At 63.3% G+C, this 25,209-nt stretch carries 23 protein-coding genes; 15 read left to right on the top strand and 8 right to left on the bottom strand.

The window, feature by feature from the left end:
• Positions 1-36: 36 nt before the first annotated feature.
• The 6 genes from ectA to P0M12_RS00845 all read right to left on the bottom strand — a co-directional run bounded on the left by ectA (position 37) and on the right by P0M12_RS00845 (position 7,394).
• Positions 37-552 carry a diaminobutyrate acetyltransferase gene (ectA, locus tag P0M12_RS00870; RefSeq protein ID WP_003944572.1) on the bottom strand — a complete coding sequence of 172 codons (516 nt, stop codon included), beginning with the start codon at positions 550-552 and terminating at the stop codon, positions 37-39.
• A gap of 160 nt (positions 553-712) precedes the next feature.
• The gene (locus P0M12_RS00865; RefSeq protein WP_030536630.1) at positions 713-2,812 is read right to left on the bottom strand and encodes a DEAD/DEAH box helicase; all 2,100 of its coding nucleotides are present in this window, start codon (positions 2,810-2,812) and stop codon (positions 713-715) included.
• Positions 2,813-2,851: 39 nt separating this feature from the next.
• Positions 2,852-3,673, bottom strand: coding sequence for a MerR family transcriptional regulator (locus tag P0M12_RS00860; RefSeq protein WP_054187684.1), 822 nt, complete (start codon positions 3,671-3,673; stop codon positions 2,852-2,854).
• 53 nt (positions 3,674-3,726) lie between these two features.
• The gene (locus tag P0M12_RS00855; protein WP_277377365.1) at positions 3,727-4,608 is read right to left on the bottom strand and encodes a ribokinase; all 882 of its coding nucleotides are present in this window, start codon (positions 4,606-4,608) and stop codon (positions 3,727-3,729) included.
• Positions 4,605-6,047 (bottom strand): MFS transporter, encoded by a 1,443-nt coding sequence (locus P0M12_RS00850; RefSeq protein ID WP_277377364.1) that lies wholly within the window; start codon positions 6,045-6,047, stop codon positions 4,605-4,607. The genes P0M12_RS00855 and P0M12_RS00850 overlap by 4 nt, the downstream gene beginning before the upstream one ends.
• Before the next feature lie 243 nt (positions 6,048-6,290).
• A complete protein-coding gene (locus P0M12_RS00845; RefSeq protein WP_277377362.1) occupies positions 6,291-7,394 on the bottom strand; it encodes an NADH:flavin oxidoreductase/NADH oxidase in 1,104 nt (367 codons plus the stop codon).
• 218 nt (positions 7,395-7,612) lie between these two features.
• Here P0M12_RS00845 and P0M12_RS00840 point away from each other — a divergent pair, with 218 nt between their 5' ends.
• From P0M12_RS00840 to holA, 11 genes are all read left to right on the top strand, one after another.
• Positions 7,613-8,899 (top strand): glutamate-5-semialdehyde dehydrogenase, encoded by a 1,287-nt coding sequence (locus tag P0M12_RS00840; protein ID WP_007731018.1) that lies wholly within the window; start codon positions 7,613-7,615, stop codon positions 8,897-8,899.
• A 40-nt stretch (positions 8,900-8,939) separates the two neighbouring features.
• Positions 8,940-9,842 (top strand): MoxR family ATPase, encoded by a 903-nt coding sequence (locus P0M12_RS00835; protein ID WP_054187683.1) that lies wholly within the window; start codon positions 8,940-8,942, stop codon positions 9,840-9,842.
• An 8-nt stretch (positions 9,843-9,850) separates the two neighbouring features.
• Complete coding sequence (locus P0M12_RS00830; protein ID WP_007731020.1) at positions 9,851-11,314, top strand: VWA domain-containing protein; 1,464 nt, start codon at positions 9,851-9,853, stop codon at positions 11,312-11,314.
• Positions 11,315-11,332: 18 nt separating this feature from the next.
• Positions 11,333-12,049: a nicotinate-nucleotide adenylyltransferase gene (gene nadD, locus P0M12_RS00825; protein WP_003944462.1), complete on the top strand. Its 717-nt coding sequence runs from the start codon at positions 11,333-11,335 to the stop codon at positions 12,047-12,049.
• Between the two features lie 46 nt (positions 12,050-12,095).
• Complete coding sequence (gene rsfS, locus P0M12_RS00820; protein ID WP_003944502.1) at positions 12,096-12,542, top strand: ribosome silencing factor; 447 nt, start codon at positions 12,096-12,098, stop codon at positions 12,540-12,542.
• The gene (locus P0M12_RS00815; RefSeq protein ID WP_058039398.1) at positions 12,539-13,213 is read left to right on the top strand and encodes a histidine phosphatase family protein; all 675 of its coding nucleotides are present in this window, start codon (positions 12,539-12,541) and stop codon (positions 13,211-13,213) included. The genes rsfS and P0M12_RS00815 overlap by 4 nt, the downstream gene beginning before the upstream one ends.
• Positions 13,200-13,982: a diglucosylglycerate octanoyltransferase gene (gene octT, locus P0M12_RS00810; protein ID WP_277377361.1), complete on the top strand. Its 783-nt coding sequence runs from the start codon at positions 13,200-13,202 to the stop codon at positions 13,980-13,982. Before P0M12_RS00815 ends, octT begins: the two co-directional genes overlap by 14 nt.
• Positions 13,983-13,986: 4 nt before the next feature.
• Positions 13,987-14,829 carry a DegV family protein gene (locus tag P0M12_RS00805; protein WP_003944515.1) on the top strand — a complete coding sequence of 281 codons (843 nt, stop codon included), beginning with the start codon at positions 13,987-13,989 and terminating at the stop codon, positions 14,827-14,829.
• Positions 14,830-14,910: 81 nt separating this feature from the next.
• Positions 14,911-15,792 (top strand): ComEA family DNA-binding protein, encoded by an 882-nt coding sequence (locus tag P0M12_RS00800; RefSeq protein WP_054187681.1) that lies wholly within the window; start codon positions 14,911-14,913, stop codon positions 15,790-15,792.
• On the top strand, positions 15,789-18,149 hold the full coding sequence (locus P0M12_RS00795) for a ComEC/Rec2 family competence protein (RefSeq protein WP_277377360.1): 2,361 nt from the start codon (positions 15,789-15,791) through the stop codon (positions 18,147-18,149). The genes P0M12_RS00800 and P0M12_RS00795 overlap by 4 nt, the downstream gene beginning before the upstream one ends.
• Positions 18,146-19,123, top strand: a complete 978-nt coding sequence (gene holA, locus P0M12_RS00790; protein ID WP_003944476.1) for a DNA polymerase III subunit delta — start codon at positions 18,146-18,148, stop codon at positions 19,121-19,123. The genes P0M12_RS00795 and holA overlap by 4 nt, the downstream gene beginning before the upstream one ends.
• Before the next feature lie 672 nt (positions 19,124-19,795).
• Here the strand turns inward: holA and rpsT are convergent.
• Complete coding sequence (rpsT, locus tag P0M12_RS00785) at positions 19,796-20,056, bottom strand: 30S ribosomal protein S20 (protein WP_003944567.1); 261 nt, start codon at positions 20,054-20,056, stop codon at positions 19,796-19,798.
• Between the two features lie 197 nt (positions 20,057-20,253).
• On the opposite strand from rpsT, the gene P0M12_RS00780 reads away from it, so the two are divergent.
• Genes P0M12_RS00780 through P0M12_RS00765 form a run of 4 tightly spaced genes read left to right on the top strand, consistent with a single transcriptional unit; the run spans position 20,254 to position 24,579 of the window.
• Positions 20,254-21,879 carry a circularly permuted type 2 ATP-grasp protein gene (locus P0M12_RS00780; protein ID WP_277377359.1) on the top strand — a complete coding sequence of 542 codons (1,626 nt, stop codon included), beginning with the start codon at positions 20,254-20,256 and terminating at the stop codon, positions 21,877-21,879.
• Positions 21,880-21,935: 56 nt separating this feature from the next.
• Entirely contained in the window at positions 21,936-22,907 is a 972-nt protein-coding gene (locus P0M12_RS00775) for an alpha-E domain-containing protein (protein WP_003944483.1), read from the top strand.
• 8 nt (positions 22,908-22,915) lie between these two features.
• Positions 22,916-23,746 carry a transglutaminase family protein gene (locus P0M12_RS00770; protein ID WP_007731033.1) on the top strand — a complete coding sequence of 277 codons (831 nt, stop codon included), beginning with the start codon at positions 22,916-22,918 and terminating at the stop codon, positions 23,744-23,746.
• A gap of 59 nt (positions 23,747-23,805) precedes the next feature.
• Positions 23,806-24,579: an aquaporin gene (locus tag P0M12_RS00765; protein ID WP_003944482.1), complete on the top strand. Its 774-nt coding sequence runs from the start codon at positions 23,806-23,808 to the stop codon at positions 24,577-24,579.
• Between the two features lie 30 nt (positions 24,580-24,609).
• Here the strand turns inward: P0M12_RS00765 and P0M12_RS00760 are convergent, their stop codons facing one another.
• On the bottom strand, positions 24,610-25,143 hold the full coding sequence (locus P0M12_RS00760) for a type II toxin-antitoxin system PemK/MazF family toxin (protein WP_007731034.1): 534 nt from the start codon (positions 25,141-25,143) through the stop codon (positions 24,610-24,612).
• Positions 25,144-25,209: the final 66 nt, after the last annotated feature.

Genomic DNA, 25,209 nt, shown 5'->3' with positions numbered 1-25,209 from the left:
CCTCCGGGGCATGCTGTATGCCGAGCGCGAAGTGCGCTAGGCGCCGATCGTGTAAAGATCTTCGGCTTCGTGTCCATCGGGAAAATCGTTGGGCGAGAACAAGGTCTGCCTGGTTATCGGTACTTCGCGCCGACGTGCGAGCGCGGTGAAGAGTGCGATCGAAGCCTCGTTGTCGGGGCTGATCGTGGTCTCCAGATGTGTAACACCCAGTGGGGCAGTGCGATCCATCAAGTCGGACAGCATGCGGGCAGCAATTGCCTTGCCGCGCTGGTCTTCGTCGACCGCAACTTGCCACACGAACAGGGTTTCCTGCGCGCTGGGACGGGTATAACCGGAAACGAATCCGACTACGCGGCCGTCTACCTCCGCGACGATGGACGTCGCGCTGAAATCCCTGCACCACAACAGGTATGCATAACTCGAATTGAGGTCGAGCACCTTCGAATCACGTGCGATCTCCCAGAGCCGGACTCCGTCATCGATCTGTGGGCTTCTGAACAACACCGCGTCCGGCGCGGTGGTCGGGATAGCTCTCGTATCAACAGGCTTCATCGGTCATCTGAACGTAACAATCATTGCTGTCGAAGTCATGCAGATGTCCGTTTCGGGCCGTGTGGAACCCGTTGCGCCCCAGGTGAGGACATGAATGTGATGGTGCTCACATTATGTAACTTTTGCCGTTGTCGGAGCGACTATTTCGGGCAAAAACTCGCTATTTCGGGCTTGCGAGCGCCAACGGAAGTACAGAGTGAGCACCAGCCTGTCGAAGTGCGCGCGCGGCCATCGTGAAAGTCCAACCGGTATCGGCGATTGCGTCGACAAGAAGTATTGGTCCCTGATGGATACTCATGTCCGGGACTTCCCAAACATCGACCAGTCCGGACACGCGGTAGGCGGAGTTCGCTGCCGACACCGGAGGGTGGTCGGGTCGCAAGCGAAGGGTGCCCAGGTCGGTCAATCGCCCGACCTCGGCCAACTTGGCAGCCAGGCTCGACACCAACAAAGGATGCGTCGTGGATTCGAGGGCCATGACACCGGTGGGTCGCTCGGCCCAATTCCAGGCGGCCAGAACGCTGATACACGCGCTGACCACCGCATCGGGTACCTCGGCGTCGGGACCGTCGAAAAGCGCGCGGAGACGTTGACCCCAGCCCAGGTCCGACATCCGTCCGAGAATGCGCCCGGTTTCGGGCCCCTCGGTGATCTTCCCGGACAGCTTGACGCCCAGCTTGCTCAGGCCGGTCGGCCACATCTTGCGCGGCTCCAGGTCGAATCCGGGGCGCTGCAAGCGCGCCCGAGTCTCGTCGAGGGCGGCGGTGTCGACAGTGGTGTCGTAGCGATTGCCTGTGCAGTTGTCACAGCGACCGCACTGTGAGTTCTCCGAGGTCAGACCAGGATCGTCGAGTTGTTCACGCAGGAAGGTCATTCGACACGTCGTGATGCTCTGGTACTCGACCATTGCGGCCTGCTCGGCCTGGCGGGCGTCGTCGAGTCGGCCGTAGCGCTCGGCGTCGTACACCCAGGGTTCGCCGGTGCTGATCCACCCGCCCTTGACGCGTTTGACCGCGCCGTCGACGTCGAGGACTTTGAGGACCATCTCGAGACGCGTGCGATTGAGCTCCACCAGAGGTTCGAGTGCCGGTGTCGACGTGGCCTTTTCGGTGTCGAGGTGTTCGATGACGCTGCGGACCAGGTGCTCGCGGGGGAAGGCGACCGAGGCGAAGTAACTCCAGATCTGCTTGTCCTCGGCGCCAGGCAGGAGGATCACGTCTGCCCTGTCGGTGGAACGACCGGCGCGGCCCACCTGCTGGTAGTACGAGATCGGCGACGACGGTGCGCCGAGGTGGACGACGAACCCGAGATCAGGCTTGTCGAAGCCCATCCCGAGTGCCGAGGTGGCCACCAGAGCCTTGACGCGATTACCCAACAAGTCCTGCTCGAGAGATTCACGTTCAGTGGGATCGGTCTGGCCCGTGTAGGCGGCGACGGTATGGCCGCGCTCGGAGAGCAGGCTTGCGAGGTCGCGCGCGGCCGAAACCGTCAGCGTGTAGATGATGCCCGAACCCGGCAGCGTCTCGAGCATGTCGGCAAGCCAGGCAGCGCGCGCCGTCGCCTCCGGAATGTGGACTACAGAGAGGTGAAGCGACTCGCGTTCGAGCCCGCCGCGAAGGACGAGGGTTTCCTCACCGCCGACGCCGAGTTGGGCGGACACGTCCTCGACGACGCGGTTGTTGGCCGTCGCCGTGGTTGCGAGGACGGGAATGCCCTCGCCGAGTTCGGCGATCAAGGTCCTGATGCGGCGGTAGTCGGGACGGAAGTCGTGGCCCCAGTCGGAAACGCAGTGAGCCTCGTCGACTACGACCAGGCCGGCATCAGCTGCCAGGGCCGGGAGCACCTGATCGCGGAAGTCAGGGTTGTTCAGGCGCTCGGGGCTGACCAGAAGGACGTCGAGATCATTGGCTGCGACGCGGGCATGGATGTCGTCCCATTCGGTGACGTTGCCCGAATTGATGGTTGCGGCGCGCACTCCGGCACGTTCGGCAGAACTGACCTGGTTTCGCATCAGGGCCAACAACGGAGAGACGATGACGGTGGGGCCGTGGCCCGTTGCCCGGAGCAGCTTCGCCGAGATGAAGTAGACCGCAGATTTGCCCCAGCCGGTCCGCTGTACGACGAGCGCGCGTTTGCGCTGCACCACCAGCGCCTCGATGGCCGTCCACTGGTCCTCGCGTAGGCGGGCATCCGGCCCCGCGAGTTCGCGGAGCAGCCGCTCGGCTTCGTCGCGCATGGCTGGGGCAGTGGCGGTGGTCATGGACCCCATGGTGCACGACCCTGCCGACACGTGCGGGCTTCAGGCCTTGGCAACAGGTTCCTGCAGTTCGGTGACCCAGCCGTCGACATCCTCCGGGCACGCCAGCGTCACCTCACGGCTGGGGCCGGCATTGCGGTATCCCGCTGCGTCGATCCATTGGGCCAACGCCTGATAAGCGGGCAGGCAGTTGTCCATCGAACCCTTGTGCAGCAGCGAGGCCACGTGCTCTTCGGCCCGCAGGTCCACCACAGCGAACTCGTAGTCGCCATCGGGATTCGCGTCTACCGGTAGCGCCGCATGGACGACGACGTTCTCGTCGTCACCGGCATCCTCGTAGTAAGCGACAGCGGGTCCGATCGCGGCGATACCGGCACGATCCAAACCGGTACAAAGGCGCTCGTACAACCCGCGAACCACCGGGCCGATCGACGACGGATCCATCGTCTTGGCGCTACCGGTCAACTCCGCGACCCGCAGCGCCGGAACTGACTTGATCACAACCTCGTATGCGGACATCTGTCCCTCACTTTCGATGATCCGTAGGCGCGCCTGTACATGCGCCAGTCGCGCGGTGTCTTCCTGGATTCGGGTTTCGAGTTCTGCTCGGCGAAGCGTGAGCATCCCGCGGATCTCGTCGACGGTGACCGCTGACTCCACCACTTGCTGGACCTGGGCCAGAGTCAGGCCCAACTCCTTGAGAGCGACGATGCGGTTGAGCAGCGCCAACTGGCCCGCGGTGTACGAGCGATACCCGGTGGATGCGTCGACCCTCGCGGGTCTGAGCAGACCGATGGCGTCGTAGTGGCGGAGCATGCGCACCGACACACGACCTGCTCTCGCGAAGTCTCCGATGCTCAACATCCTTGCTCGCCCCGTTTCTCTCTCACAAACCCGATACCTACAGGTTTACGACCTCACACGGTGTCAGAGTCAAGCTGTCGGTTCAGGACTTTTTCGATCGCAGCGCGAGTGGGTGACGACACCGACGCGCCGCGGACCGTCGTCGCCAGACTTCCCGCCGTGGCAGCGAACTGCAGGGCGCGGTCCTGGCCCTGCACCCACTCCACGGCGAAGGCGCCGGTGAAAGCATCGCCTGCGCCAGTTGTATCCACGGGTGTCACGGCCGGGGAGTCGGCGTGGATTGTCTCCTCGCCCGACCGGAGATCCGCGCCGCCGGCCCCGAGCGTCGTGACGAGGTATCGGACGCGACCGGTGACCGCGGCCAACTGCTCCGACTCGGTCAGGTTGACGATCAGGATGTCGACAGACTCGATCAGGGCGCCCGGAAGGTCTTGTACCGGTGAAGGATTGAGGATGACAGTTGTTCCGTTGGCACGCGCGTGCCGGGCCGCTGTGGTGACCGCGTCGAGGGGTATTTCGAGTTGGCACAGGAGAACGTCGGCGTGTGCGATCGCGTCGAGGTCTACTTCGGACAATGAGGTGACCGAGGAATTGGCGCCCGGGACGACGATGATGTTGTTCTCCGCGTCCTCGCTCACGGTGATGGCGGCAACGCCGCTCGGGCCGTCGACACTACGAAGCAACGCGGTGTCGACCCCGGCGTCTTGCAGGGTCTCGCGCAATTGGGTGCCGAAACCGTCGTCGCCGACCGCGCCGACGAACGACACGTCCCCACCGGCCTTCGCGGCGGCGATGGCCTGGTTGCTGCCTTTGCCTCCCGCCGCGGTGGCAAAGGCAGTGCCGAGCAGCGTTTCTCCCGGAGCTGGGAATCTGGATACTGACGTGGTCAGATCCATGTTGATACTGCCGACGACGACGATTCGAGGCGTGCTCATACCTCGAGGTTATCGGCCTTCATTCTCTTTCGACGAACCTTGCGGATGATCCGACGTGCTTCCTCGTCGGTGGCGACGGAGGGCGGAGAGCCGTCGAGTGGCTTGCGTGCGGTCTCGGGGATCATCAGGACTGCGATACCGCCGATCACGGCGGCGATCATCATGTACATCGGTGCGACCAAGTTGCTGCCCGTTGCACTTTCGAGGGCGGTGAGCACCAGGGGAGTGGTCCCGCCGAAGATGGAGACCGCGAGGTTGTATCCGATTGCCAAGCCGCCGTACCTGATTCCGGTCGGAAAGAGTGCGGGAAGCACGGACGGGAACACTCCGACGAACAGCAGGAGCAAGCCGCCGAGAATTGCGAGTCCCAGGAAGACCGTCACGTAGTTGCCGACGCCGATCAGAAGGTAGGCAGGCAGGGACAGGACGAAGAATCCGATGAAACCGCTGAGCAGCAAGGGTTTACGCCCGACGCGGTCCGAGAACTTTCCGACGTAGCTGATTCCCATCATCATCACGATCATGACGATGATCATCAGAACGAGTCCGTGGGATTCGTCGTAACCCAACGTGTTGGTCAGATACGTCGGCATGTAGCTGAGCAGTCCGTAGTGAGCGATGTTGTACGTGGCCACCAGGACGATGCACAGAACAAGCGGACGCCAGTTGTCGACGAGAGTTTCGCGTAGTTTCTTGCCTGTGGATTCATCTGCGAGGGAGCGCTCTTCGGCCTGCTCCATCATCTGGAATGCGGGAGTTTCCTCCAAACGCAGACGGAGGTACAGGCCGATGAGACCCAGAGGTCCGGCAATGAGGAAGGGGATGCGCCAGCCCCACTGGAGTAGGTCCTCGGCACTGACGACGGTCTGGATGATCGTCACGATGCCCGCTGCCGCCACATATCCTGCCAGAGTCCCGAATTCGAGGAAGCTGGCGAAGAAACCGCGGCGCTTGTCCGGTGCGTATTCGGCGACGAACGTACTGGCTCCGCCGTATTCGCCGCCGGTGGAAAAGCCCTGCAGTAGGCGTAGGAGTACCAGCAGGATCGGGGCGGCGATACCGATGGATTCGTAGCTCGGGATGAGGCCGATGGCGAAGGTGCTGCCCGCCATCAGAATGATGGTGGTGGCCAGGACTATCTTGCGTCCGATGCGGTCACCGAGTGGACCGAAGAACAATCCGCCGAGTGGGCGGACGATGAAGGCTGCCGCAAAAATTGCAAAGGTAGAGAGGAGTTGAGCGCTGCCGCTCGCGTCCGGGAAGAACACTTTTCCTATAGTGGTAGCTAGATATGCGTAAACGCCGAAATCGAACCACTCCATGGCATTTCCGAGCATCGTTGCCTTGACAGCGCGCTTGACGGACGCATTGTCGGTGACGCAGACATCGGGTGATTCGGCCACTTCGAGAGCGCTGATCGAGTTCTCTGGTGTAGTCATGACATGCGCTCCCCAGCGCAATCATCGAACCGAGCGGGGCACGTACCTGATGCACGCATCTTTTCGTTGCCCACTCGCCGATGAGCCGGTCGGGAAATCGAGCGTCCGCGTGCCCTGTGGCTCGTTGCGACCCCCGTCGCACGGCTCTGGCCCGCGGCAGTGTCCGGAGCCCTCAGGGCTCCGGACTACCGGCAAGTAAGACGCTTACGCTATCAAAGTTGTGCGCGGGAGCCGATTTTCGGGCTAGAAGGCGCGGGCGTACTGCGACGGGATATGCGGTCCTACCTCGGCGTTCAGTTCCCGGGCCGCCCGGCGCGCCCAGTAGGGATCTCGCAACAGTTCGCGGCCGAGGAGCACCGCCACTGAGCTTCCGTCTTCGACGATCTTCTCGGCCTGCTCGGGTTCGGTGATGAGGCCGACGGCGGCGGCCGGTAGCAGGCTCTCGTTCTGCAGGCGACGGGCGAACGGAACCTGGTATCCCGGCTCCACCGGAATCTTGGCTGCCGGTGAATTACCGCCGGTGGACACGTCGACGAGATCGACGCCGTAGTCGGAGAGGATGCTGGCGAGGGCAACGGTCTGATCCGCGGTCCAGCTGTCGACCTCGAGCCCACGTTCTTCCGTGAGCCAATCGGTCGCCGAGACCCGGACGAAGAGCGGTAGCTCGGCCGGCCACACCTCGCGGACTGCGCTCAGGATTTCGAGGAGCAATCGGATGCGGTTCTCGAAGCTGCCTCCGTAGCGGTCCGTTCGCTTGTTGCTCTCGGGGGAGAGGAACTGATGGATCAGGTATCCGTGGGCCGCGTGAATCTCCACGACCTTGAATTCGGCCTTCAATGCGCGGGTAGCCGCCGCTGCGAAGTCCGCGACGACCTTCTCGATGCCCTCCGTGGTGAGCTCGACCGGATCGGCAAGGTGACCGAACGGAACCGCGCTCGGGGCAACCGTCTGCCACGAGAGTCGGTCGTCGGCGGGCAGACTCTTGCCGCCGCGCCACGGAACCTGCGTCGACGCTTTGCGTCCGGCGTGGGCCAGCTGAATTCCGGGCACTGCGCCGAAGTACGCGAGTTGCGCGTTGATCTCGGCGAAGGCTTGCGCCTGCGTGTCGTTCCAGATCCCCAGATCAGCTGCCGATATGCGGCCTTCGGGATTGACGGCCGTCGCCTCGGTGAGAATCAGGCCGGTGCCGCCGATTGCACGGCTCACCAGATGCGTGCGATGCCACTCGTTGGGCACTCCGACCTGGTCGCCGATGACGTCAGCGGAGTACTGGCACATCGGTGCCATCCAGACGCGGTTCGGGATGGTGACGCCGCGCAGGGTCAAAGGCTCGAACAACACACTCACGGATGGCTCCTGACTCGAAGAAGAAGGTCGGTGGGTGCAACAGTGTCGCGCGCCGGAATTGTTCCCCGGCGGTCCGCCGAAATGTTCGCAGGCGGTCCGCCGAAATGTTCGCAGGCGGTCCGCCTAAATGTTCGCAGGCGGTCCGCCGGAATGGTCCCGGGTGGTCACAGCCTCGTTCCGCCGAGCAGGCCGTCACGGTGGGTGGTTAATGTGTATTCATGACCGCTGTGACTTCCAACGCAGAAACCGTCGACTCGAACGCGTCCGACACCAAGTCCGTCGTGCACGACGCCGCACGCCGAGCCCGTAAGGCTTCGCGCGTCCTGGCTCTGCTGACCACCGCGCAGAAGGATGCTGCGCTCAACGCCGCAGCCGACGCGGTACTCGCGGCAAGTGATCGGATTCTCGCGGCCAACGCTCTCGATATCGACACCGCGAAGGCGGGCGGCACCGAGGAATCGCTGCTCGACCGTCTTCGTCTGACCGCTGACCGGATCGAGGGCATCGCGTCGGGTTTGCGTCAGGTTGCCGGACTACCCGATCCGATCGGTGAAGTGCTTCGTGGATCCACTCTGCCGAACGGTTTGGAACTACGTCAGCAGCGCGTTCCGCTCGGTGTCGTCGGCATGGTCTACGAGGCTCGCCCCAATGTTACCGTCGACGCTTTCGGGCTGACTCTCAAGTCGGGAAATGCTGCGCTGCTTCGTGGTTCGTCCTCGGCAGTCAAGTCCAACGAAGCGTTGGTGGAGGCGCTACGCGCGTCGTTGGTTGCTCAGGGGCTCCCCGAGGACTCCGTTCAACTTCTGCCGAGTGCGGATCGTTCGACGGTCACGCACCTCATCCAGGCCCGCGGCCTCGTCGACGTCGTCATCCCGCGCGGCGGTGCCGGCTTGATCAGCGCCGTCGTGCGTGATGCCACCGTGCCCACCATCGAGACCGGTGTCGGTAACTGCCACGTCTATGTTCACTCGGCCGCCGATCTACTGATGGCCGAGAAGATTCTTCTCAACTCCAAAACCCGTCGGCCCAGTGTCTGCAATACAGCCGAAACCGTCCTGGTCGACGCTGCGATCGCCGAGACTGCCGTGCCGAAGCTGCTCCAAGCGCTCCAGATGCACGACGTCGTCGTGCACGGTGATCTGCCGGGACTGGTTCCCGCGACCGAGGACGACTGGTCGAAGGAATACCTCACCCTCGACGTCGCCCTCAAGGTCGTCAAGGACCTGGACGCTGCCGTCGAGCACATCGACCAGTACGGGACCGGCCACACCGAAGCCATCGTGACGTCCGATCTCTCGGCTGCCCGCGAGTTCACCGCTCGAGTCGACGCTGCGGCAGTGATGGTCAATGCGTCGACTGCCTTCACCGACGGTGAGCAGTTCGGGTTCGGCGCCGAGATCGGCATCTCCACCCAGAAACTGCACGCGCGTGGCCCCATGGGGCTACCGGAACTGACGTCCACCAAGTGGATCGTCTGGGGCGACGGGCATACCCGACCCGCCTGAAAAGTTCACCAGACTTGCCCCACCTCTCAAGGAGTTAACCGTGGACCGAGCACTTCCCGACACGACGCCGTTCTTCTCGACCGTCGACGACGTGATCGAACGGCTGGCCGAAACCGGCTATCTGTCCGACAAGGCCACCGCGACGGCAGTCTTCCTGGCCGATCGTCTGGGCAAGCCGCTGCTCATCGAGGGCCCGGCCGGTGTCGGAAAGACGGAACTCGCCCGCGCAGTCGCCCAGACCACGGGCGCAGAACTGGTGCGTCTGCAGTGCTACGAGGGCGTCGACGAGGCTCGTGCGCTGTACGAGTGGAACCACGCGAAGCAGATTCTTCGGATTCAGTCGGGCGGAGCGAGGGGTGATGTCGCGGTCGACCACAGCTGGGATTCGACGAAGGCGGATGTGTTCTCGGAGGAGTTCCTGCTCGCTCGTCCACTGCTCAAGGCCATTCGCCGCGAGGACCCGACGGTGCTGTTGATCGACGAGACGGACAAGGCCGACGTCGAGATCGAAGGTCTGCTCCTCGAAGTGCTCAGCGACTTCGCGGTCACGATCCCCGAGCTCGGAACCATTACCGCCACCCGCAAGCCGTTCACGGTGTTGACCTCGAATGCCACTCGCGAACTCTCGGAGGCTCTGAAGCGTCGTTGCCTCTTCCTGCATCTCGACTTCCCGGACGCCGACCTCGAGCGTCGCATCCTCGCAAGCCGCGTGCCGGAGCTTCCTGAAGCGATTGCCGAGCAGCTGGTCAACACCATTCGTGTTCTTCGCGGAATGCAGCTCAAGAAGGTCCCTTCGGTATCCGAGACCATCGACTGGGGACGCACCCTTCTTGCTCTGGGCATGGACACTCTCGACGACGATGCCGTTCGCGCCACGCTCGGCGTGATCCTCAAGCACCAGTCGGACCAGGTGCGTGCCGCCGCTGAACTTCGGCTGAACTGAGGTCTGACATGGCTCCCGCAGCATCGACGTCGCCGCTCTCACCTGGCGGCCTGGCAGCGCCGCACGGGATTCCCGGTCACCTCGTCGATTTTGTCGAGGCTTTGCGACGACGCGGAATCATGGTCGGCCCGTCCGAGACAGTCGACGCCGGTCAGGTCATGTCTGTTCTCGACCTGCTCGATCGTGAAGCGCTTCGTGAAGGGCTGGCATGCTCGCTCCTGCGCAGGCCGACCCACCGGGCGACGTTCGACGCCGTCTTCGACCTGTGGTTCCCCAAGGCGATCGGTGACCGTGCGGTCGGCGACGTCGACGTCACACTGCCGCGCAAGCCAGACGGCTCGATCGACCTGCAGGCATTGCGTGAGCTGATCGCCGAACTGCTGACAGACGGCAGTGACGAGGCGATGGAGATGACCGAACTCCTGACCGCCGCGATGGTCGAGGAACTCGGGCAGTACCAGTCGAGCAACGGCCCGTCGTTCTCCGCCTATCAGGCGCTGCGTGACGTCGCCCCGGAGACGTTGCTCAACAAGATCCTGCAGGGCCTGCTCGGCAACCAGGAGGGTTCCGGGTCAGAGGGCAAGGACAACTCCGACTACCAGTCCGAGGTCGCCAAGCGCACGGCAGCGCAGCGCATCGCGGACTTCCGCAAGATGGTCGAGAAGGAAACGCGTCGACGCACAGCCGAGAATTTGGGCAAGGAGCGGGTCGCCACGTACGGCGTTCCGAAACTCGCCGAGGAAGTCGACTTCTTGCGAGCGTCCGATGCCGAACTCACCACGCTGAAGAAGAACGTCGCACCCCTGGCTCGCTTGTTGGCCAGTCGTCTCGCCGTGCGTCGTAGCCGATCTCGCGCGGGTTCGATCGACCTACGTCGTACGTTGCGCAAGTCCATGTCGACGGGCGGAGTGCCGATCGATCTGGTGCAGCGCAAGCCGAAGCGGGCGCGGCCCGAACTTGTGGTGATGTGCGACGTGTCCGGCTCGGTGGCGGGGTTCAGCCATTTCACTCTGCTGCTCGTGAACGCTTTGCGTGAGCAGTTCTCGCGCGTGCGGGTGTTCGCGTTCATCGACACGACCGACGAGGTCACGCGGTTCTTCGACTCGAACGCAGACCTCGGATCAGCGATGTCACGGATGGTGCGTGAGGCCGAACTGATCACCTACGACGGCCACTCAGACTACGGACACGCCTTCGGAGTGTTCCAGGAGAAGTTCGCGCAGTCGATCACCAGTCGCACGTCGCTACTGGTACTCGGCGACGGTCGCAACAACTACCGCGATCCCAACCTTCAGTCGCTGTCGCAGATGGTGGCAGTAGCCAAGCACGCGCACTGGCTCAACCCCGAGCCGAAGGGGCAATGGGGAACGGGTGACTCCGCGGCGAAGGTCTACAACGAGGTCATCAGCATGCACGAGTGCCGCTCGGCCCAGCAGCTTGCCGACGTCGTGTCCCGTCTGCTGCCGGTCTGACCCGTAAGCTCGACACTCGTGCAGAAGGGACTATCGGTGGAACGTGCTCGACGCCTAGGAGTGATGGGTGGCACCTTCGACCCCATTCACCATGGCCACCTCGTTGCGGCCAGTGAGGTCGCCGACCGGTTCGGACTCGACGAAGTGATCTTCGTCCCCACCGGGCGGCCCTGGCAGAAGCAGGGGAAGGGCGTCAGTCCTGCCGAGGACCGGTACCTCATGACGGTCATCGCCACCGCCTCCAACCCGCGGTTTTCCGTCTCTCGGGTCGACGTCGACCGTGAAAAAGTGACGTACACCGTGGACACGCTGCGAGACCTCCGGGCCTACCACCCTGACGCCGAACTCTTCTTCATCACCGGTGCCGATGCGCTGGCCAGCATCCTTTCCTGGCAAGATTGGGAAGAGTTGTTCGCATTGGCGAAGTTCGTCGGGGTATCGCGACCGGGTTTCGATCTCAATGCAGAGCACCTGGCCGGTCACCTCGACACCATGCCCGCCGACGCGGTCACGTTGATAGAGATTCCGGCACTTGCCATTTCGTCGACCGAATGTCGGCGTCGGGCGAGTGAAGACCGCCCCGTCTGGTACCTGGTGCCGGACGGAGTGGTGCAGTACATCTCGAAGCGGAACCTGTATCGACCTGTCGACGCGGAGCGCCGCGACGGAGCTACAACGATGTCGGAGCCCGCACCGGGGAAGTCGGAAGCCGTCCCGGGCGCCGAATCGAGCTAGCCGAGAACAACAAGTACTTTCTGAAGACGAAACTGGAGAACATCGAGTGAGCGCAAACACCGAAGCCATCGACATGGCACGCATCGCGGCCTTGGCAGCCGACGAGAAGCTGGCCACCGAAGTGGTGGTGCTCGATGTGTCCGAACAGCTGGTCATCACGGACTGCTTCGTCATCGCATCTGCGACGAACGAGCGTCAGGTCAACTCGATTGTCGAGAACATCGAAGACCGTCTCCGCGAAGCGGGACACAAGCCGGTCCGCCGTGAAGGCACCCGCGAGGGCCGCTGGGCACTGCTCGACTACGCCGACATCGTCGTCCACGTCCAGCATGACGAGGAGCGCAACTTCTACGCTCTCGATCGTCTGTGGAAGGACTGCCCGACGGTCGAGGTCGAAGGCCTCGGACAGAACCGTCCCGGCCCCGCCGACGCCAACACGGTGTTCGAGACCGACACGGTTTCCGAGCCGGACGCGCAGGATCCCTCGCTGTGACTTCGTCGGCGCCCAGTGCGGCGTCGAACCCTGTCCGCCGGCTCATCCTGCTGCGTCACGGACAGACCGAATACAACGCCGACTCTCGGATGCAGGGGCAACTCGACACCGACCTGTCGGAGTTGGGACGCACGCAGGCCAAGAGTGCAGGTCCGGTGATCGCCGATCGCAGGCCGTTGACGATCGTGTCCTCGGATCTGCGTCGCGCGTATTTCACAGCCGTCGCTGTCGGTGACGCCGCCGGACTGCCGGTCCTCACCGACACGCGTCTGCGTGAGACACACCTGGGCGAATGGCAAGGCCTGACTCATCACGACGTCGACGAGCGCACTCCCGGTGTGCGATCTGCGTGGCGAGCGGATGCCACGTTGGCGCCGCCCGGCGGCGAAAGCCGAATCGACGTCGCGAATCGCAGCCTCCCCGTAGTTCACGAATTGCTCGACACGCACCCGGACTGGGCCGAGCGGCCCGTGGTTCTGGTGGCGCACGGAGGCTTGATCGCGGCACTGACAGCGGCATTGCTCGACCTACCCATCGATCGCTGGGCCGTCCTCGGCGGATTGGGAAACACCAGTTGGGTGCAACTCAGTGGACATGGTGACGTCAAGTCGATCGAGTGGCGACTCGACGTATGGAATGCTTCTGCGAGTGTCGCAAATGACGTCCTCTGAAAGTGCCGACGGGCAGCGCCCCGTCCTCCTCGTACTCGCGGATTCGCTGTCGTATTTCGGCCCCAAAGGCGGCCTCGCGGCAGATCATCCACGCATCTGGCCCAACATCGTGGCCGACGAACTCGGCTGGGACGTCGAGTTGGTCGCCCGTATCGGATGGACGTGTCGCGACGCGTGGTGGGCACTGACTCAGGATCCTCGTGTGTGGGCGGCGGTGCCGCGGGCCGGCGCCGTCGTGTTCGCGGTCGGCGGGATGGACTCGCTGCCGTCCCCATTGCCTACCGCGCTCCGCGAGACCATCCGCTACGTTCGGCCACCCGCGCTTCGACGCGTGGTGCGCGAGGGTTATCAGTGGCTGCAGCCGCGGCTTGCACCTCTCGGCCGCCCGGTCGCACTTCCGCCCAAGCTGAGCGTCGAGTATCTGGAAAGCTCGCGAAATGCGTTGGAGTACATGCGGCCGGAACTGCCGATGATCGCGACCTTGCCGTCAGTGCATCGCAGCGATGCCTACGCGAGCGTGCATGCCGGCCGGCCGGCCGCCGTGTCCGCGATCACCGAGTGGGCTACGGAGAAAGACGTTCCCGTAGTCGACCTTGCAGATGCAGTGCGTGACAACGTCTTTTCCGAGAACGGCAATCCTGACGGCATTCACTGGGGTTGGGACGGTCACCTCGGCGTAGCCCGCGCGATGATCGCTGCGATTCGCGGGGTCGAGGCGCAGAAAGTGGTTTCGCCGGAACTGGTTTCACCGCCGAGCGAAGTCGGGTAGCAGAATGCCGGTCGTCGTCGTCACGGATTCCTCCGCCTGCATCCCGCAGGAGTCGGCCGACGCATGTGGCATTCAGGTTGTTCCGCTCCACGTGCTCCGTGACGGGTGCGACTTGCGAGAGGGCGTCGACGCAATGCCGAGCGACCTGTCGGGAGTGACAACGGCCGGAGCGTCGCCCGCCGAGTTGTCCGAAGCGTATGCCCGCGCCCTGGACATGAGCGACGGTGACGGCGTTCTCGCCGTTCACATTTCACGTCAACTGTCGGGAACGTGGGAAGCCGGACGAGTCGCAGCCCAGGAATTCGGTGGCGCCGTCCGGATCGTCGATTCACAGTCCGCCGGTATGGGTTTGGGCTATCCGGCTCTCGAAGCTGCACGCTTGGCCGAGAAGGGCGCTTCACTCGAAGAGGCGTACGGCCGGGCGGTCGACGTAGCGAGCCGTGGGCGCTGCTACATCGTCGTCGACAAACTTGATCAATTGCGTAGGGGAGGACGAATCGGAACCGCGGCCGCACTGCTGGGCACTGCATTGGCGATGAAGCCGATCCTGCATCTGGTGGACGGCAAGCTCGTGCTCGGCGAGAAGACACGTACCACCACCAAAGCTCTTGCACGGTTGGTGGATTCGGCAGTCGAACGCGCCGGTCTCGGTCGTGTGGCGATAGCCGTGCATCACATGCGCGCGCGAGAGCGTGCGGACGGGATAGCCGAACAGTTGGCCGAGCGCATTCCCGATGTAGCGGAATCCGTCGTCACCGACTTCAGTGCGGTTATCGGAGCGCACGTCGGTGTCGGCGCGATCGGTGTTGTGGTGTGCCCGTTGCCGGAGATCGACACGAGCGCCTGATCGTTTCTCCACAATCCGCGAGTTCTCCACAGATACAAATTGTTCGTCGTTGGCGGCGAGGTCTCTCGTTAGCGTCCAGTCATGAGGATCAGCGAGGAGCGCGAGCGGGCGCGTGATCGCCTCGCGGCGATGGACGGCAACTACCGGCGGCGACACGAGGACGTCGACGAATTCGAGGATTCAGGATCTTTCGAGAGGTCCCCCGAGTGGCTTCGGGACTTCGACGAGGACGACTACGACGCTCAGCCCGACTCGTCACGGTTCGACCGATTGCCCGAACACTGGCGCGGTACACGTTGGCGCCCGAGTCGGTCGGCGACCTGGGTGTTGGCGATCGTTGCAGTTCTGGCCACGGGAATCGGCTTGTTCGCCGTGTGGTGGGATTCTCCGAGCATGCAGGCAGTCCCACCGTTGCCCTCGCCCCAGAATGTCACGGAGAAGAATGTGACTGCCGGCGATGGTGAATCAGCCAGTCCTGTACCGACCGGCGTCGTGGCAGAGCAGCCGCCCGAGGCTGTGGTGGTCAGTGTCGTCGGGCTCGTGCGCACGCCTGGGCTTGTCAATCTTCATTCGGGCTCGCGCATCGCCGACGCGCTTGCTGCGGCAGGTGGCGTGCTCGACGGAGCGGAGACGGTGGGCCTGAATCTGGCTCAGAAACTTGTCGACGGCGATCAGATCGTGGTTGGTGCGGCCGATCAGTCCGGTGGTGTTTCTTCGAGTACCACTGCAGGAGGGACCAGCCCCGCAGCTACGGGGGAATCCGGCGGGGCTGGGCTGGTGAACCTCAATACCGCCACCGAGGCCGAACTGGACGAGCTTCCCGGGGTAGGGCCGGTAACGGCTGCGGCGATCATCTCCTGGCGCACATCCAACGGAAAATTCACGGACATAGAACAATTGGGGGAAGTCGACGGGATCGGCCCGGCAAGGTTGGCCAAATTGCGAGTGCTGGTGTCGGTGTGAACGAACCGGAAGCCTCGCCGGTCCTCGACGCTCGACTGCTTCCGTCTGCCGTCGCAGTGTGGGGGAGCAGTGCGGTGGGGATCCTGTTCGGCCCGGTCGCCGCGTGGGTACTGGCGGTGGCGTGTGCGGTTCCAGCGGCGCTCCTCATTTACGTGGTTGTGCGCCGGACATCAGCGGGGTGGGTACGAATCATGTTGGTTGCATTGCTGTTCGGTGCCGGGTGTAGTGCCGTCGGCGGGTGGCGGGCGTCCGAGGCGGAGAGGCACCCACTGACCCGAGCTTCTCTCGAGGGAGCTTGGGTGAGTGTCGAAGTGGACCCCTCGGAGGATCCGCACGCGGTCTCCGGCGCGGTGGGTCAAGGTCAGGTCGTCTTCAGGGCAACCGTCAATTCGGTGACTGCCCAGAACCGCAGGTACTCCGGAGGCGGCTTGGTCACCATCCGGGCGCCCAGTTCGTCGTGGCTCGAAGTTGTTCCAGGGCAGAGCCTCACGGTTCGTGGCCGGGCGAGTCAGCCATGGCGTAGCGATTCCACGCTCGCCGTGATCATGTCCGAAGGGCCTCCCGTCGCGGTGGGAGAAGTGCCCTGGTATCAGCGATGGGCAAGTGTGGTGCGCATTCGTTTCGCCGCTGCGTGCTCGGCTGCACTCCCGCCGGATCAGGCGGGTCTGCTGCCTGGCCTCGTCGTCGGAGACACGTCGGCGCTGTCGCCGGTGGTGAAGGACAACTTCACCGTTGCCGGACTTTCCCATCTCACCGCGGTGTCCGGCGCCAACATCAGCATTCTGCTCGGGGCCGTTCTGCTGTTGGTCAGAGCCGCGGCGCTCAGTCCACGGGTCGGCGCCGCTTTGGCGGTGGTAGCCCTCGTTGCCTTTGTTGTCGTCGCGAGGCCGTCGCCGAGTGTTCTACGCGCGTCGGTGATGGGCTTGGTAGGCCTGCTCAGTCTGGTCACTGGTCGGCGCAAACAGGCGCTGCCTGCGCTTGCCGCCGCCGTCATCGTTCTGGTAGTCGTGAGGCCCGAGCTGGCCGTCGACTGGGGATTTGCGCTGTCGACTACTGCGACGGGCGCGCTGGTGATCATTGCTCCGGTGTGGGTGGACGTGCTTCGCCGAAGAGGCTGGCCCCGTTGGTTTTCGGAGATGACAGCTGTCTCGGGTGCTGCGTTTGTCGTGACTGCACCGTTGGTGGGCGCGATGGCGGGAACCTTCAGCGTGGTCACGATTGCCGCGAACATGGCGGTGGCGCCGGTGATCGGAATCATCACGGTGTTCGGCGCGGTGATTGCCTTGTGTGCGCTGATCTGTCCACCGATCGCGGTGTTCGTCGCGCCATTGGTGCGGCCGCCGATGGGGTGGCTGCTGTGCGTGTCCGAGCGGGCGGCGGCGCTTCCCGGAGCGTCGGTGGTAGTGCCGTCAGGACTCATCGGTGCCCTCGTCGTCGTGGGAGTCCTACTGGCGACGGCCCTGACGCTGTGGAATCGGATTTCGAGACGGGTGCTCGGCGTTCTCGTTCTGGGAGTTGTTCTGGCCCTGATCTTTCAGCACGTGTTCGGGGGTGGCCGTATTGCTCCGGGGTGGGCACTGGTGATGTGCGACGTCGGTCAGGGGGACGGTCTTGTGCTCTCGACTGGAGACGGCAGGGTGATCGTGATCGATGTCGGTCCTGATCCCACGTCGATGGATCGTTGCCTGAACATGTTGGACGTCAACGACATCGCGTTGCTGATGATCAGTCATTTTCATGCCGATCACATCGGTGGATTGGAAGCAGTCCTGAGTGGGCGTTCGGTCGCTGCGGTCGGAGTCGGGTCGATGTTGTTGCCGGAGTCAGGTTTTCGAGCGGTGAAGGATGCCGCCGACTCGCAGGCCGTTCCGGTTGTCTCGTTGCTCGCAGGTATGGAGTTGACGCTGGGATCGGTGAACGTGGAGGTTCTCGGACCGTTGCTTCCGGCTCCCCGCGATACGGGGGACGGCGCGGACGCCGCGAACGATCAGTCGCTGGTGGTGATGGCGCACACGGGCGCGGGTCGAATTCTGTTGACGGGCGACGCCGAAGTTGCGGGGGAGGAGGCCATCCTCCGATCGGGTACGGATGTGAAGGCCGATGTGTTGAAGCTGCCCCATCACGGTTCTCGGACCACGTCGTCGGCATTTCTGGAAGCGGTGCGTCCGAGGTTGACGATGATCAGCGTCGGCGTCGGCAACAGTTTCGGGCACCCGAATGCGGAGGTTCTCGATGAACTGGATTCATTGGGCGGGGCGGTGGTTCGGACCGACGTCGACGGCACCGTCGCTGTGTACGGCGGGGGCGGCGGGTCTGTGTCGATCGTGTCGGTTCCTCGTGGGACCATCTTCGGGTGAGTAATCCGTCTGGAGTCGATCCGCTGCATCTTGTTCTCGGGGACGACGAGTTCCTGATCGACCGCACGGTATCGCAGCTCATCAGAGCTGTCCGCGGTGACCGCGGCCAGGGTATTTCGGATCTCCCGGTGACCAAGATGCGTGCGGGCGACACCAATGCTCCCGAGTTGGCCGAGTTGCTCAGCCCTTCTCTTTTTGCCGAAGACCGTGTGATCGTCTTGGAATCGGCTGCAGAAGCAGGCAAAGATGCCGTAGCGCTTGTCCTGGAGGCTGCACGCGAGCCGGCAGAAGGTGTGGTTCTGATCGTCGTGCACTCGGGCGGCGGTCGCGCGAAAGCGTTGGCGCCGGCCCTCGAGAAGCTCGGCGCGACGGTTCACAACTGCGGAAAACTGAACAAGAGTCAGCTTGTCGACTTCGTCCGGGGTGAGTTCCGGACCGCAGACGTCAGGGTTGCGCCAGATGCGATCGCCGCGATGATCGAAAGCGTCGGCTCCAACCTCCGCGAACTAGCGTCGGCCTGCTCGCAATTGGCGGCAGATACGGGCGGCAAGATCGACGTCGATGCGGTCCACAAGTATTACTCGGGCAAGGCCGAGGTTTCCGGATTCGACGTGGCCGACAAAGTCATCGTCGGCGATACCCGGGGTGCGCTCGAGGCGCTCCGATGGGCAGATCAGATCGGGACAGCCCATGTTCTGCTCGCGGATGCCCTCGCTGACGCAGTCCACACCATCGCGAAGGTCGGCCCGTTTGCACGGGGCGGTGACCCGTTCCGGTTGGCGTCGGATCTCGGAATGCCGCCGTGGAAGGTCAAGAAGGCGATCAAGGAGGTCGGCGGCTGGGATCCCACGTCGATCGGCGCTGCGATGCAGATCGTCGCCGCCCTCAATGCCGACGTGAAGGGTGCCGCAGTCGACTCGTCCTTCGCCCTGGAGATGGCAGTGCGGAAAGTGTGCGCGTTGCGGAAGAACTGAGTACAACGTGGCCTACTGCGCGTCCGGCCAGAAGCAGTCCGACGACAGTGGCGGCCGTGGCCTCACCCGCCCGGTAGTCGAGGCGTTTCACGCAGGCTTGCTCCAACTGAGTATGCGGAATGGCCTGAGGCCGTGTCGTTGGTTCACCTGTTCTGATGTCGGTCACCCGTAGTGAGTCGTGCGACACCGGATTCACCACACTGCCGCAGACAATGGTTTCTTGGCCGATGCTGTCCACCGGCACCTTCACGGTGGTGAGTAGCGCTCGTCCAACGGCGAGAAACGCCAGAATCGCAACGAGTGAACACATCACGCCGAAGAAGATCCGGAATTCGCTACGTTGCCTGCGCTTACACCATCCGTAGCTTGCGGCACCTCCGACGACTGCAACCGTCAATGATTCCCACCAACGAGGGATTCCCAGGGCGGCCACTACGCCGAAAGCGACGACCGCCCAGAAGACAGTCGTGAACAACCAGCTGCGAGGGCGCTTCCCGTGCCCGTTGATCGCCATCATCAGATGGTTGCAGCCCGCTCCACATATTCGCTGCAAGACATGGATGGCGGGTCTTCGCACTGACCCGATTGAATACGCAAAATAGCCGCCTGGTCTTTCGACCTGGCGGCTATCGAGACGAACCAGTGTGACGGCGAACCGTCACAGTGGAAACGTCAGAGCTTGTTGGCAGCCTGCGAGAGTGCAGACTTCTTGTTGGCAGCCTGGTTGGCGTGAATGACGCCCTTGCTGGCTGCCTTGTCGAGCTTGCGGCTGGTGGAGACGAGGAGCTCGTTGGCCTTGTCCTTGTCACCGGCTGCCGCAGCCTCGCGGAATGAACGGATCGCGGTACGCAGCGAGGACTTCACCGACTGGTTACGGAGTCGGGCCGCCTCGTTGGTACGGATTCGCTTCACCTGGGACTTGATGTTGGCCACGCGTAAAATCCTTGTCGTCTTTAGCTGGTTACGGTCGAGAAAGCTGTGGGCGCACTGATGCACCGACTGGCAAGATTACCAGCCGAGGGCCCAAGAACCCAAACCGTCGCACGTTGCGTCTGTCGAGAAGGGTACACCGAGCGCCCGATTTCTCGCCGCGCTGCCGAATAGCCCCACTTGTAGCAGCATGTTGCCCTATGACGCCGCCGCCTTCGAAAAGTTCGAGTAAAACAGGTTCGATCACCACCCGAGCGCGTCCTGCCGCAGTGTTCGACGGATATTCAGACATCGGTCGCTACGAGTTGGCTTTCGACGAGATGTTCGAGCCCGACGGCTCGGTGCGTGGTCCGTACAAGGGTGTGTACAAAGCCCTGGCGCCGACGAGCAGCGCCGACCTCGCCGCGCGTGCCGACGCACTCGGACGCGCATTCATCGACCAAGGTGTGACGTTCTCGCTGTCCGGTCAGGAACGACCCTTCCCGTTGGATCTGGTGCCACGCGTCATCGCCGCCCAGGAGTGGTCGCGGCTGGAAAAGGGCATCAAACAGCGGGTGAAGGCGCTCGAGTTGTTTCTCGCGGACATCTACGGCGAGCAGCGAATTCTGCGCGATCACGTGTTGCCGCGCCGCCTGGTCACCTCGTGCGAGCACTTCCACCGTGAAGCGGCAGGCATCGTGCCGCCCAACGGTGTGCGAATTCACGTCGCGGGTATCGACCTGGTCCGAGACGAGGCTGGAGAGTTCCGAGTTCTCGAGGACAATCTGCGATCTCCGTCCGGTGTCTCCTATGTGATGGAAAACCGTCGCACCATGACTCGGGTGTTCCCGGATCTGTTCATGTCCCACAAGGTGCGGGCGGTCGGTGATTACGCAACACACCTGCTGAGGGCGCTGCGTGCGGGTGCTGCACTCAACGAAGCGGACCCGACAGTGGTTGTTCTCACACCGGGTATCGCCAATTCCGCCTATTTCGAGCATTCGTTGCTCGCTCGTCAGATGGGTGTGGAACTCGTCGAAGGTCGCGACCTGTTCTGCCGCGACAACATGGTGTATATGCGCACGACGGAAGGCGAGCGCCAGGTCGACGTAATCTATCGCCGCATCGACGACGAGTATCTCGACCCGATGCACTTCCGTCCGGATTCGATTCTCGGCGTCGCAGGCCTACTGAATGCGGCGCGGGCGGGCAACGTGGTGATCTCGAGCGCCGTCGGCAACGGAGTCGGTGACGACAAACTCGTCTATACCTACGTTCCGCAGATCATCGACTACTACCTCGGTGAGAAGCCGCTCTTGCAGAACGTCGACACGTTCCGCTGTTGGTTGGACGAGGAGTGCGAGCAAGTCCTCGACCGCGTCGCCGAACTGGTGATCAAGCCGGTGGAAGGGTCCGGCGGCTACGGAATCGTCTTCGGACCCGACGCGAGCCCCAAGGAACTGGCCGCGATCACCCGCAAGATCAAGGCAGACCCGCGCGGGTGGATTGCGCAGCCACTCGTGCAGTTGTCCACGGTGCCGACCAAGATCGACGATGTTCTCTCGCCGCGCCACGTGGACTTGCGGCCCTTTGCCGTCAACGACGGTGAGGACGTGTGGGTGTTGCCCGGCGGCCTGACCCGGGTGGCACTTCCGGAAGGTTCGCTGGTGGTCAACTCCAGCCAGGGCGGCGGAAGCAAGGACACGTGGGTGCTTGCGAGTCGCACCTCTGACGAAGACCCAGAGTTGTCAGGCGAGGAACTGGTGTCCGAGCCCCCGGAATCCGCGGAGCCGGTGCAGGGTCCCGAACTGAGTACCTCGCAGCAACAACAGCAGCAGCAACAGTGAACACCTCGGAAGTGCCCAGCTACCAAGAACTATCAGTGAACGGAGCGTGGTGACCGATGCTTGCTCGCAACGCAGAGTCCCTCTACTGGATCGGCCGCTACGTCGAGCGCGCCGACGACACTGCTCGGATCCTCGACGTCGCCGTCCATCAATTGCTCGACGACGCCACCGTCGACCCGGACCGAACGTCGCGTCTGCTCCTGCGTGTCCTCGGCATCGAGGCGCCGGAGGGCAAGCTCGACGTGCGCTCGCTCACCGATCTGGTTGCGTTCAGCCGCAACCAGGTTGGTTCGATCGTGGACTCGCTGGCAAGTGCACGTGAGAATGCTCGCGGGGCGCGTGAGGTCACGTCGAGTGAGATGTGGGAGTGCCTGAACACCACGTACAACGGACTGGCCGAGCGTGAACGTGCCTCACGCAGGCTGGGGCCACACGAGTTCTTCCGCTATGTGGAGGAACGCGCAGCGATGTTCGCGGGCCTGGCGGATTCCACGCTCAGTCGCGACGACGGCTATCGGTTCCTTCTGCTGGGCAGGTCGATCGAACGTGTCGACATGATCGTGCGGATGCTTCTGGCGCGCGCCGGTGACCGCCCGTCGTCGCCGGCATGGGTCAGCGTTCTTCGCTCGGCGGGCGCACATGACACGTATCTGCGTACGTATCGCGGAGCACTCGACGCCAATCGCGTCGTCGAGTTCATCTTGTTGGACAGGCTCTTTCCGCGCTCGGTGTTCCACTCGATCAGGCAGGCCGAGAAGTGCCTGCAGGAGCTCGACCCGCAGCCGGGCAGTCGCGTCGGAATCCGGGCGGAGGCGCCGCGGCTTCTGGGCCGCGCACGCAGCGAACTCGAGTTCCTGCCGCAGGGCGTGTTGCTCGAGGATCTGCAGGGACGGTTGCTCGGTTGGCAGGAGACCTGCCGCGAACTGGGTGAGGCAATTGCATTGCAGTACTTCCACGCTGCGCCGTGGGTCGCGTGGACGGATGCCGGCGCCGCGTATGCGGAGTCGACGGTGGAGGGAGAGCTGTGAGCTGGCGGATGAGGGTCGTGCACACCACGGGATATGCGTACGACGCCCCGGTGACGTCGTCGTACAACGAAGCGCGATTGACACCTCGCGGCGACACCAGGCAGACGGTGATACTCACGCGCGTCGAAACCCAGCCGGCAACGCGTTCCTACCGATACACCGATTACTGGGGCACCGCGGTGACCGCCTTCGACTTGCACGCCCCGCATACGGAACTCGAAGTGACCGGACTGTCGGTGGTCGAGACGGAACCGTTCGTTCAGCCCGAGGAAACCGTCGACTGGGATGAATTGTCGGGAAACGCGATTAAAGATCGATTCAACGAACAACTGAGTTTCACGAGATATGTTCCGCGTGATCGTAAGCTGGCGACAATTGCCAAGGAATTGCGCAAAGATAAATCACCTGAAGATGCAGTAGTGGCTGCGTCGCAATGGGTTTACGGCGAAATGTCATATGTTCCGGGTACGACCGGAGTGCATACGTCGGCGGTCGAGGCGTGGTCGGCACGGAAAGGCGTCTGCCAGGACTATGCGCATCTGACCTTGGTATTGCTTCGAACGATGGGAATACCGTGTCGATACGTTTCCGGCTATCTCCACCCCAAACGTGATGCGGCAGTCGGGGACACGGTGGTCGGCGAATCGCACGCGTGGATCGAAGCGTGGACCGGCGCGTGGTGGGGATACGACCCGACCAATGCGATAGCTGTGAATGAACAGCATGTCTCGGTCGGAATAGGAAGGGACTATTCGGATGTGCCGCCATTGAAGGGAATCTTTTCCGGTGGACGCTCCACAGATCTCGAAGTTGTTGTGGAGATCACCAGGCTTGCGTAAAGTCCGGCAAATCTAGGCGCGTGAGCATTACTACCGTTCGATGAGAAGAAGGTGGGAATATGTCTCCAACTGCACAGGAATTGACTGAGATCGAACCGATCTCGGATGTGAAGAAGTATGCGGCCGAAGCGGTGGGAACATTCGTGCTCGTGTTCTCCGCAGTCGGAACTGCCGTCTTTGCAGGTGCGAAAGTCGGCAACCTCGGAGTTGCCTTCGCATTCGGCCTGACCCTGCTGTTCCTCGTATATGCGATCGGCCCGATTTCCGGTTGCCACGTCAACCCAGCCGTGACTCTCGGCCAATTCGTGATCGGGCGAATCTCAGCCGTCAATGCGGCGATTTACGTTGTCGCGCAAGTGATCGGCGGCTTGGTCGCAGGCGTCGTGATCTACACGGTGGCCAACAGTCTCCCGGCGTACAACCGTGCTGCTGACGGTTTGGGTGCAAACGGTTGGGGCGCACACAGTCCGTCTGCCGAGAAGAATCTTCTCGGAAACGTGGTTTCCGACGGCTACGGCATCGGTGCCGCCATGATCATCGAGATCCTGCTGACAGCACTGCTGGTATTCGTCGTTCTCGCGTCGACCGACCAGATCTCCGACGTGCCTCTCGCCGGGGTGTCCATCGGCTTCACCCTGGCCGTCATTCACCTGATCTCGATCCCGATCGACAACACCTCCGTCAACCCCGCTCGAAGCCTCGCTGTCGCGCCGTTCCAGGACGGTGCACTCGGCCAGGTGTGGTTGTTCATCGTGTTCCCGCTCATCGGCGGTGCGCTCGGTGCACTCATCTATCGAGCACTCTTCGGACGGTTCAACCGTATGGACAGCTGATCGACACTGTTTCCATCGTCCGGGTCGGCTTCAGCTCCAGCTGAAGTCGGCCCGAAGTTTTGCCGCGACCGCGTCGAACTTCTTGTGATCCATGACGGCGCCCTCGCGCCGGATCCCGCTCTCGGGAACGTCGAGCACCCGGTCGAGCCGGACCCAGCTGGGCCTTCCCTCGCCGTCCCATGGACCCGAACCGATTGCGAGCCAATCGCGCTCACCCTCGCGTTTACTCTGCGAAGACAACATCAGGCCGAGCAGCGTGTCGCCGTCGCGGCCGACAACCAGCACCGGGCGGTCTTTGCCCTGGGTCGGATCCTCCTCGTAGGCAACCCAGGTCCAGACGATCTCGCCCGGATCGGCCTTGCCGTCGAGGTCGGGGGAGTACTCGACCTTGCGGGCGCGATGTGCGGTCGGAGACGTTCGCGCGGCGATCGGGCGGCCGGTCGGACCCGGCTTCGAGGCAGACGACTGGGACGTGGACGACTGCAGCTGGCGCAGCAACGCAGGGCCCTTCTCCACCGCGAGGGCGCCGAGGGTTCTGCCGATCTGCTTCCACATGCTTGCCATAGCGTTCGAGCATAATCACCCACCCGTGGGAACCCCTGGTACGGCGGCGCCGAGACTTGGATATCC

Source organism: Rhodococcus sp. RCBS9 (assembly GCF_029457415.1).
Lineage (GTDB): Bacteria > Actinomycetota > Actinomycetes > Mycobacteriales > Mycobacteriaceae > Rhodococcus_F > Rhodococcus_F qingshengii.
This window is presented reverse-complemented; position numbering and strand designations above follow the sequence as displayed.

Coding starts and splice junctions, on each gene's coding strand:
- P0M12_RS00765 (WP_003944482.1), top strand. CDS start 23,806: ATGTCTCCAACTGCACAGGAATTGACTGAGATCGAACCGATCTCGGAT.
- P0M12_RS00840 (WP_007731018.1), top strand. CDS start 7,613: ATGACCGCTGTGACTTCCAACGCAGAAACCGTCGACTCGAACGCGTCC.
- P0M12_RS00760 (WP_007731034.1), bottom strand. CDS start 25,143: ATGGCAAGCATGTGGAAGCAGATCGGCAGAACCCTCGGCGCCCTCGCG.
- P0M12_RS00855 (WP_277377365.1), bottom strand. CDS start 4,608: ATGAGCACGCCTCGAATCGTCGTCGTCGGCAGTATCAACATGGATCTG.
- P0M12_RS00860 (WP_054187684.1), bottom strand. CDS start 3,673: ATGTTGAGCATCGGAGACTTCGCGAGAGCAGGTCGTGTGTCGGTGCGC.
- P0M12_RS00830 (WP_007731020.1), top strand. CDS start 9,851: ATGGCTCCCGCAGCATCGACGTCGCCGCTCTCACCTGGCGGCCTGGCA.
- octT (WP_277377361.1), top strand. CDS start 13,200: ATGACGTCCTCTGAAAGTGCCGACGGGCAGCGCCCCGTCCTCCTCGTA.
- P0M12_RS00775 (WP_003944483.1), top strand. CDS start 21,936: ATGCTTGCTCGCAACGCAGAGTCCCTCTACTGGATCGGCCGCTACGTC.
- P0M12_RS00805 (WP_003944515.1), top strand. CDS start 13,987: ATGCCGGTCGTCGTCGTCACGGATTCCTCCGCCTGCATCCCGCAGGAG.
- P0M12_RS00800 (WP_054187681.1), top strand. CDS start 14,911: ATGAGGATCAGCGAGGAGCGCGAGCGGGCGCGTGATCGCCTCGCGGCG.
- P0M12_RS00770 (WP_007731033.1), top strand. CDS start 22,916: ATGAGGGTCGTGCACACCACGGGATATGCGTACGACGCCCCGGTGACG.
- ectA (WP_003944572.1), bottom strand. CDS start 552: ATGAAGCCTGTTGATACGAGAGCTATCCCGACCACCGCGCCGGACGCG.
- P0M12_RS00865 (WP_030536630.1), bottom strand. CDS start 2,812: ATGACCACCGCCACTGCCCCAGCCATGCGCGACGAAGCCGAGCGGCTG.
- P0M12_RS00850 (WP_277377364.1), bottom strand. CDS start 6,047: ATGACTACACCAGAGAACTCGATCAGCGCTCTCGAAGTGGCCGAATCA.
- P0M12_RS00780 (WP_277377359.1), top strand. CDS start 20,254: ATGACGCCGCCGCCTTCGAAAAGTTCGAGTAAAACAGGTTCGATCACC.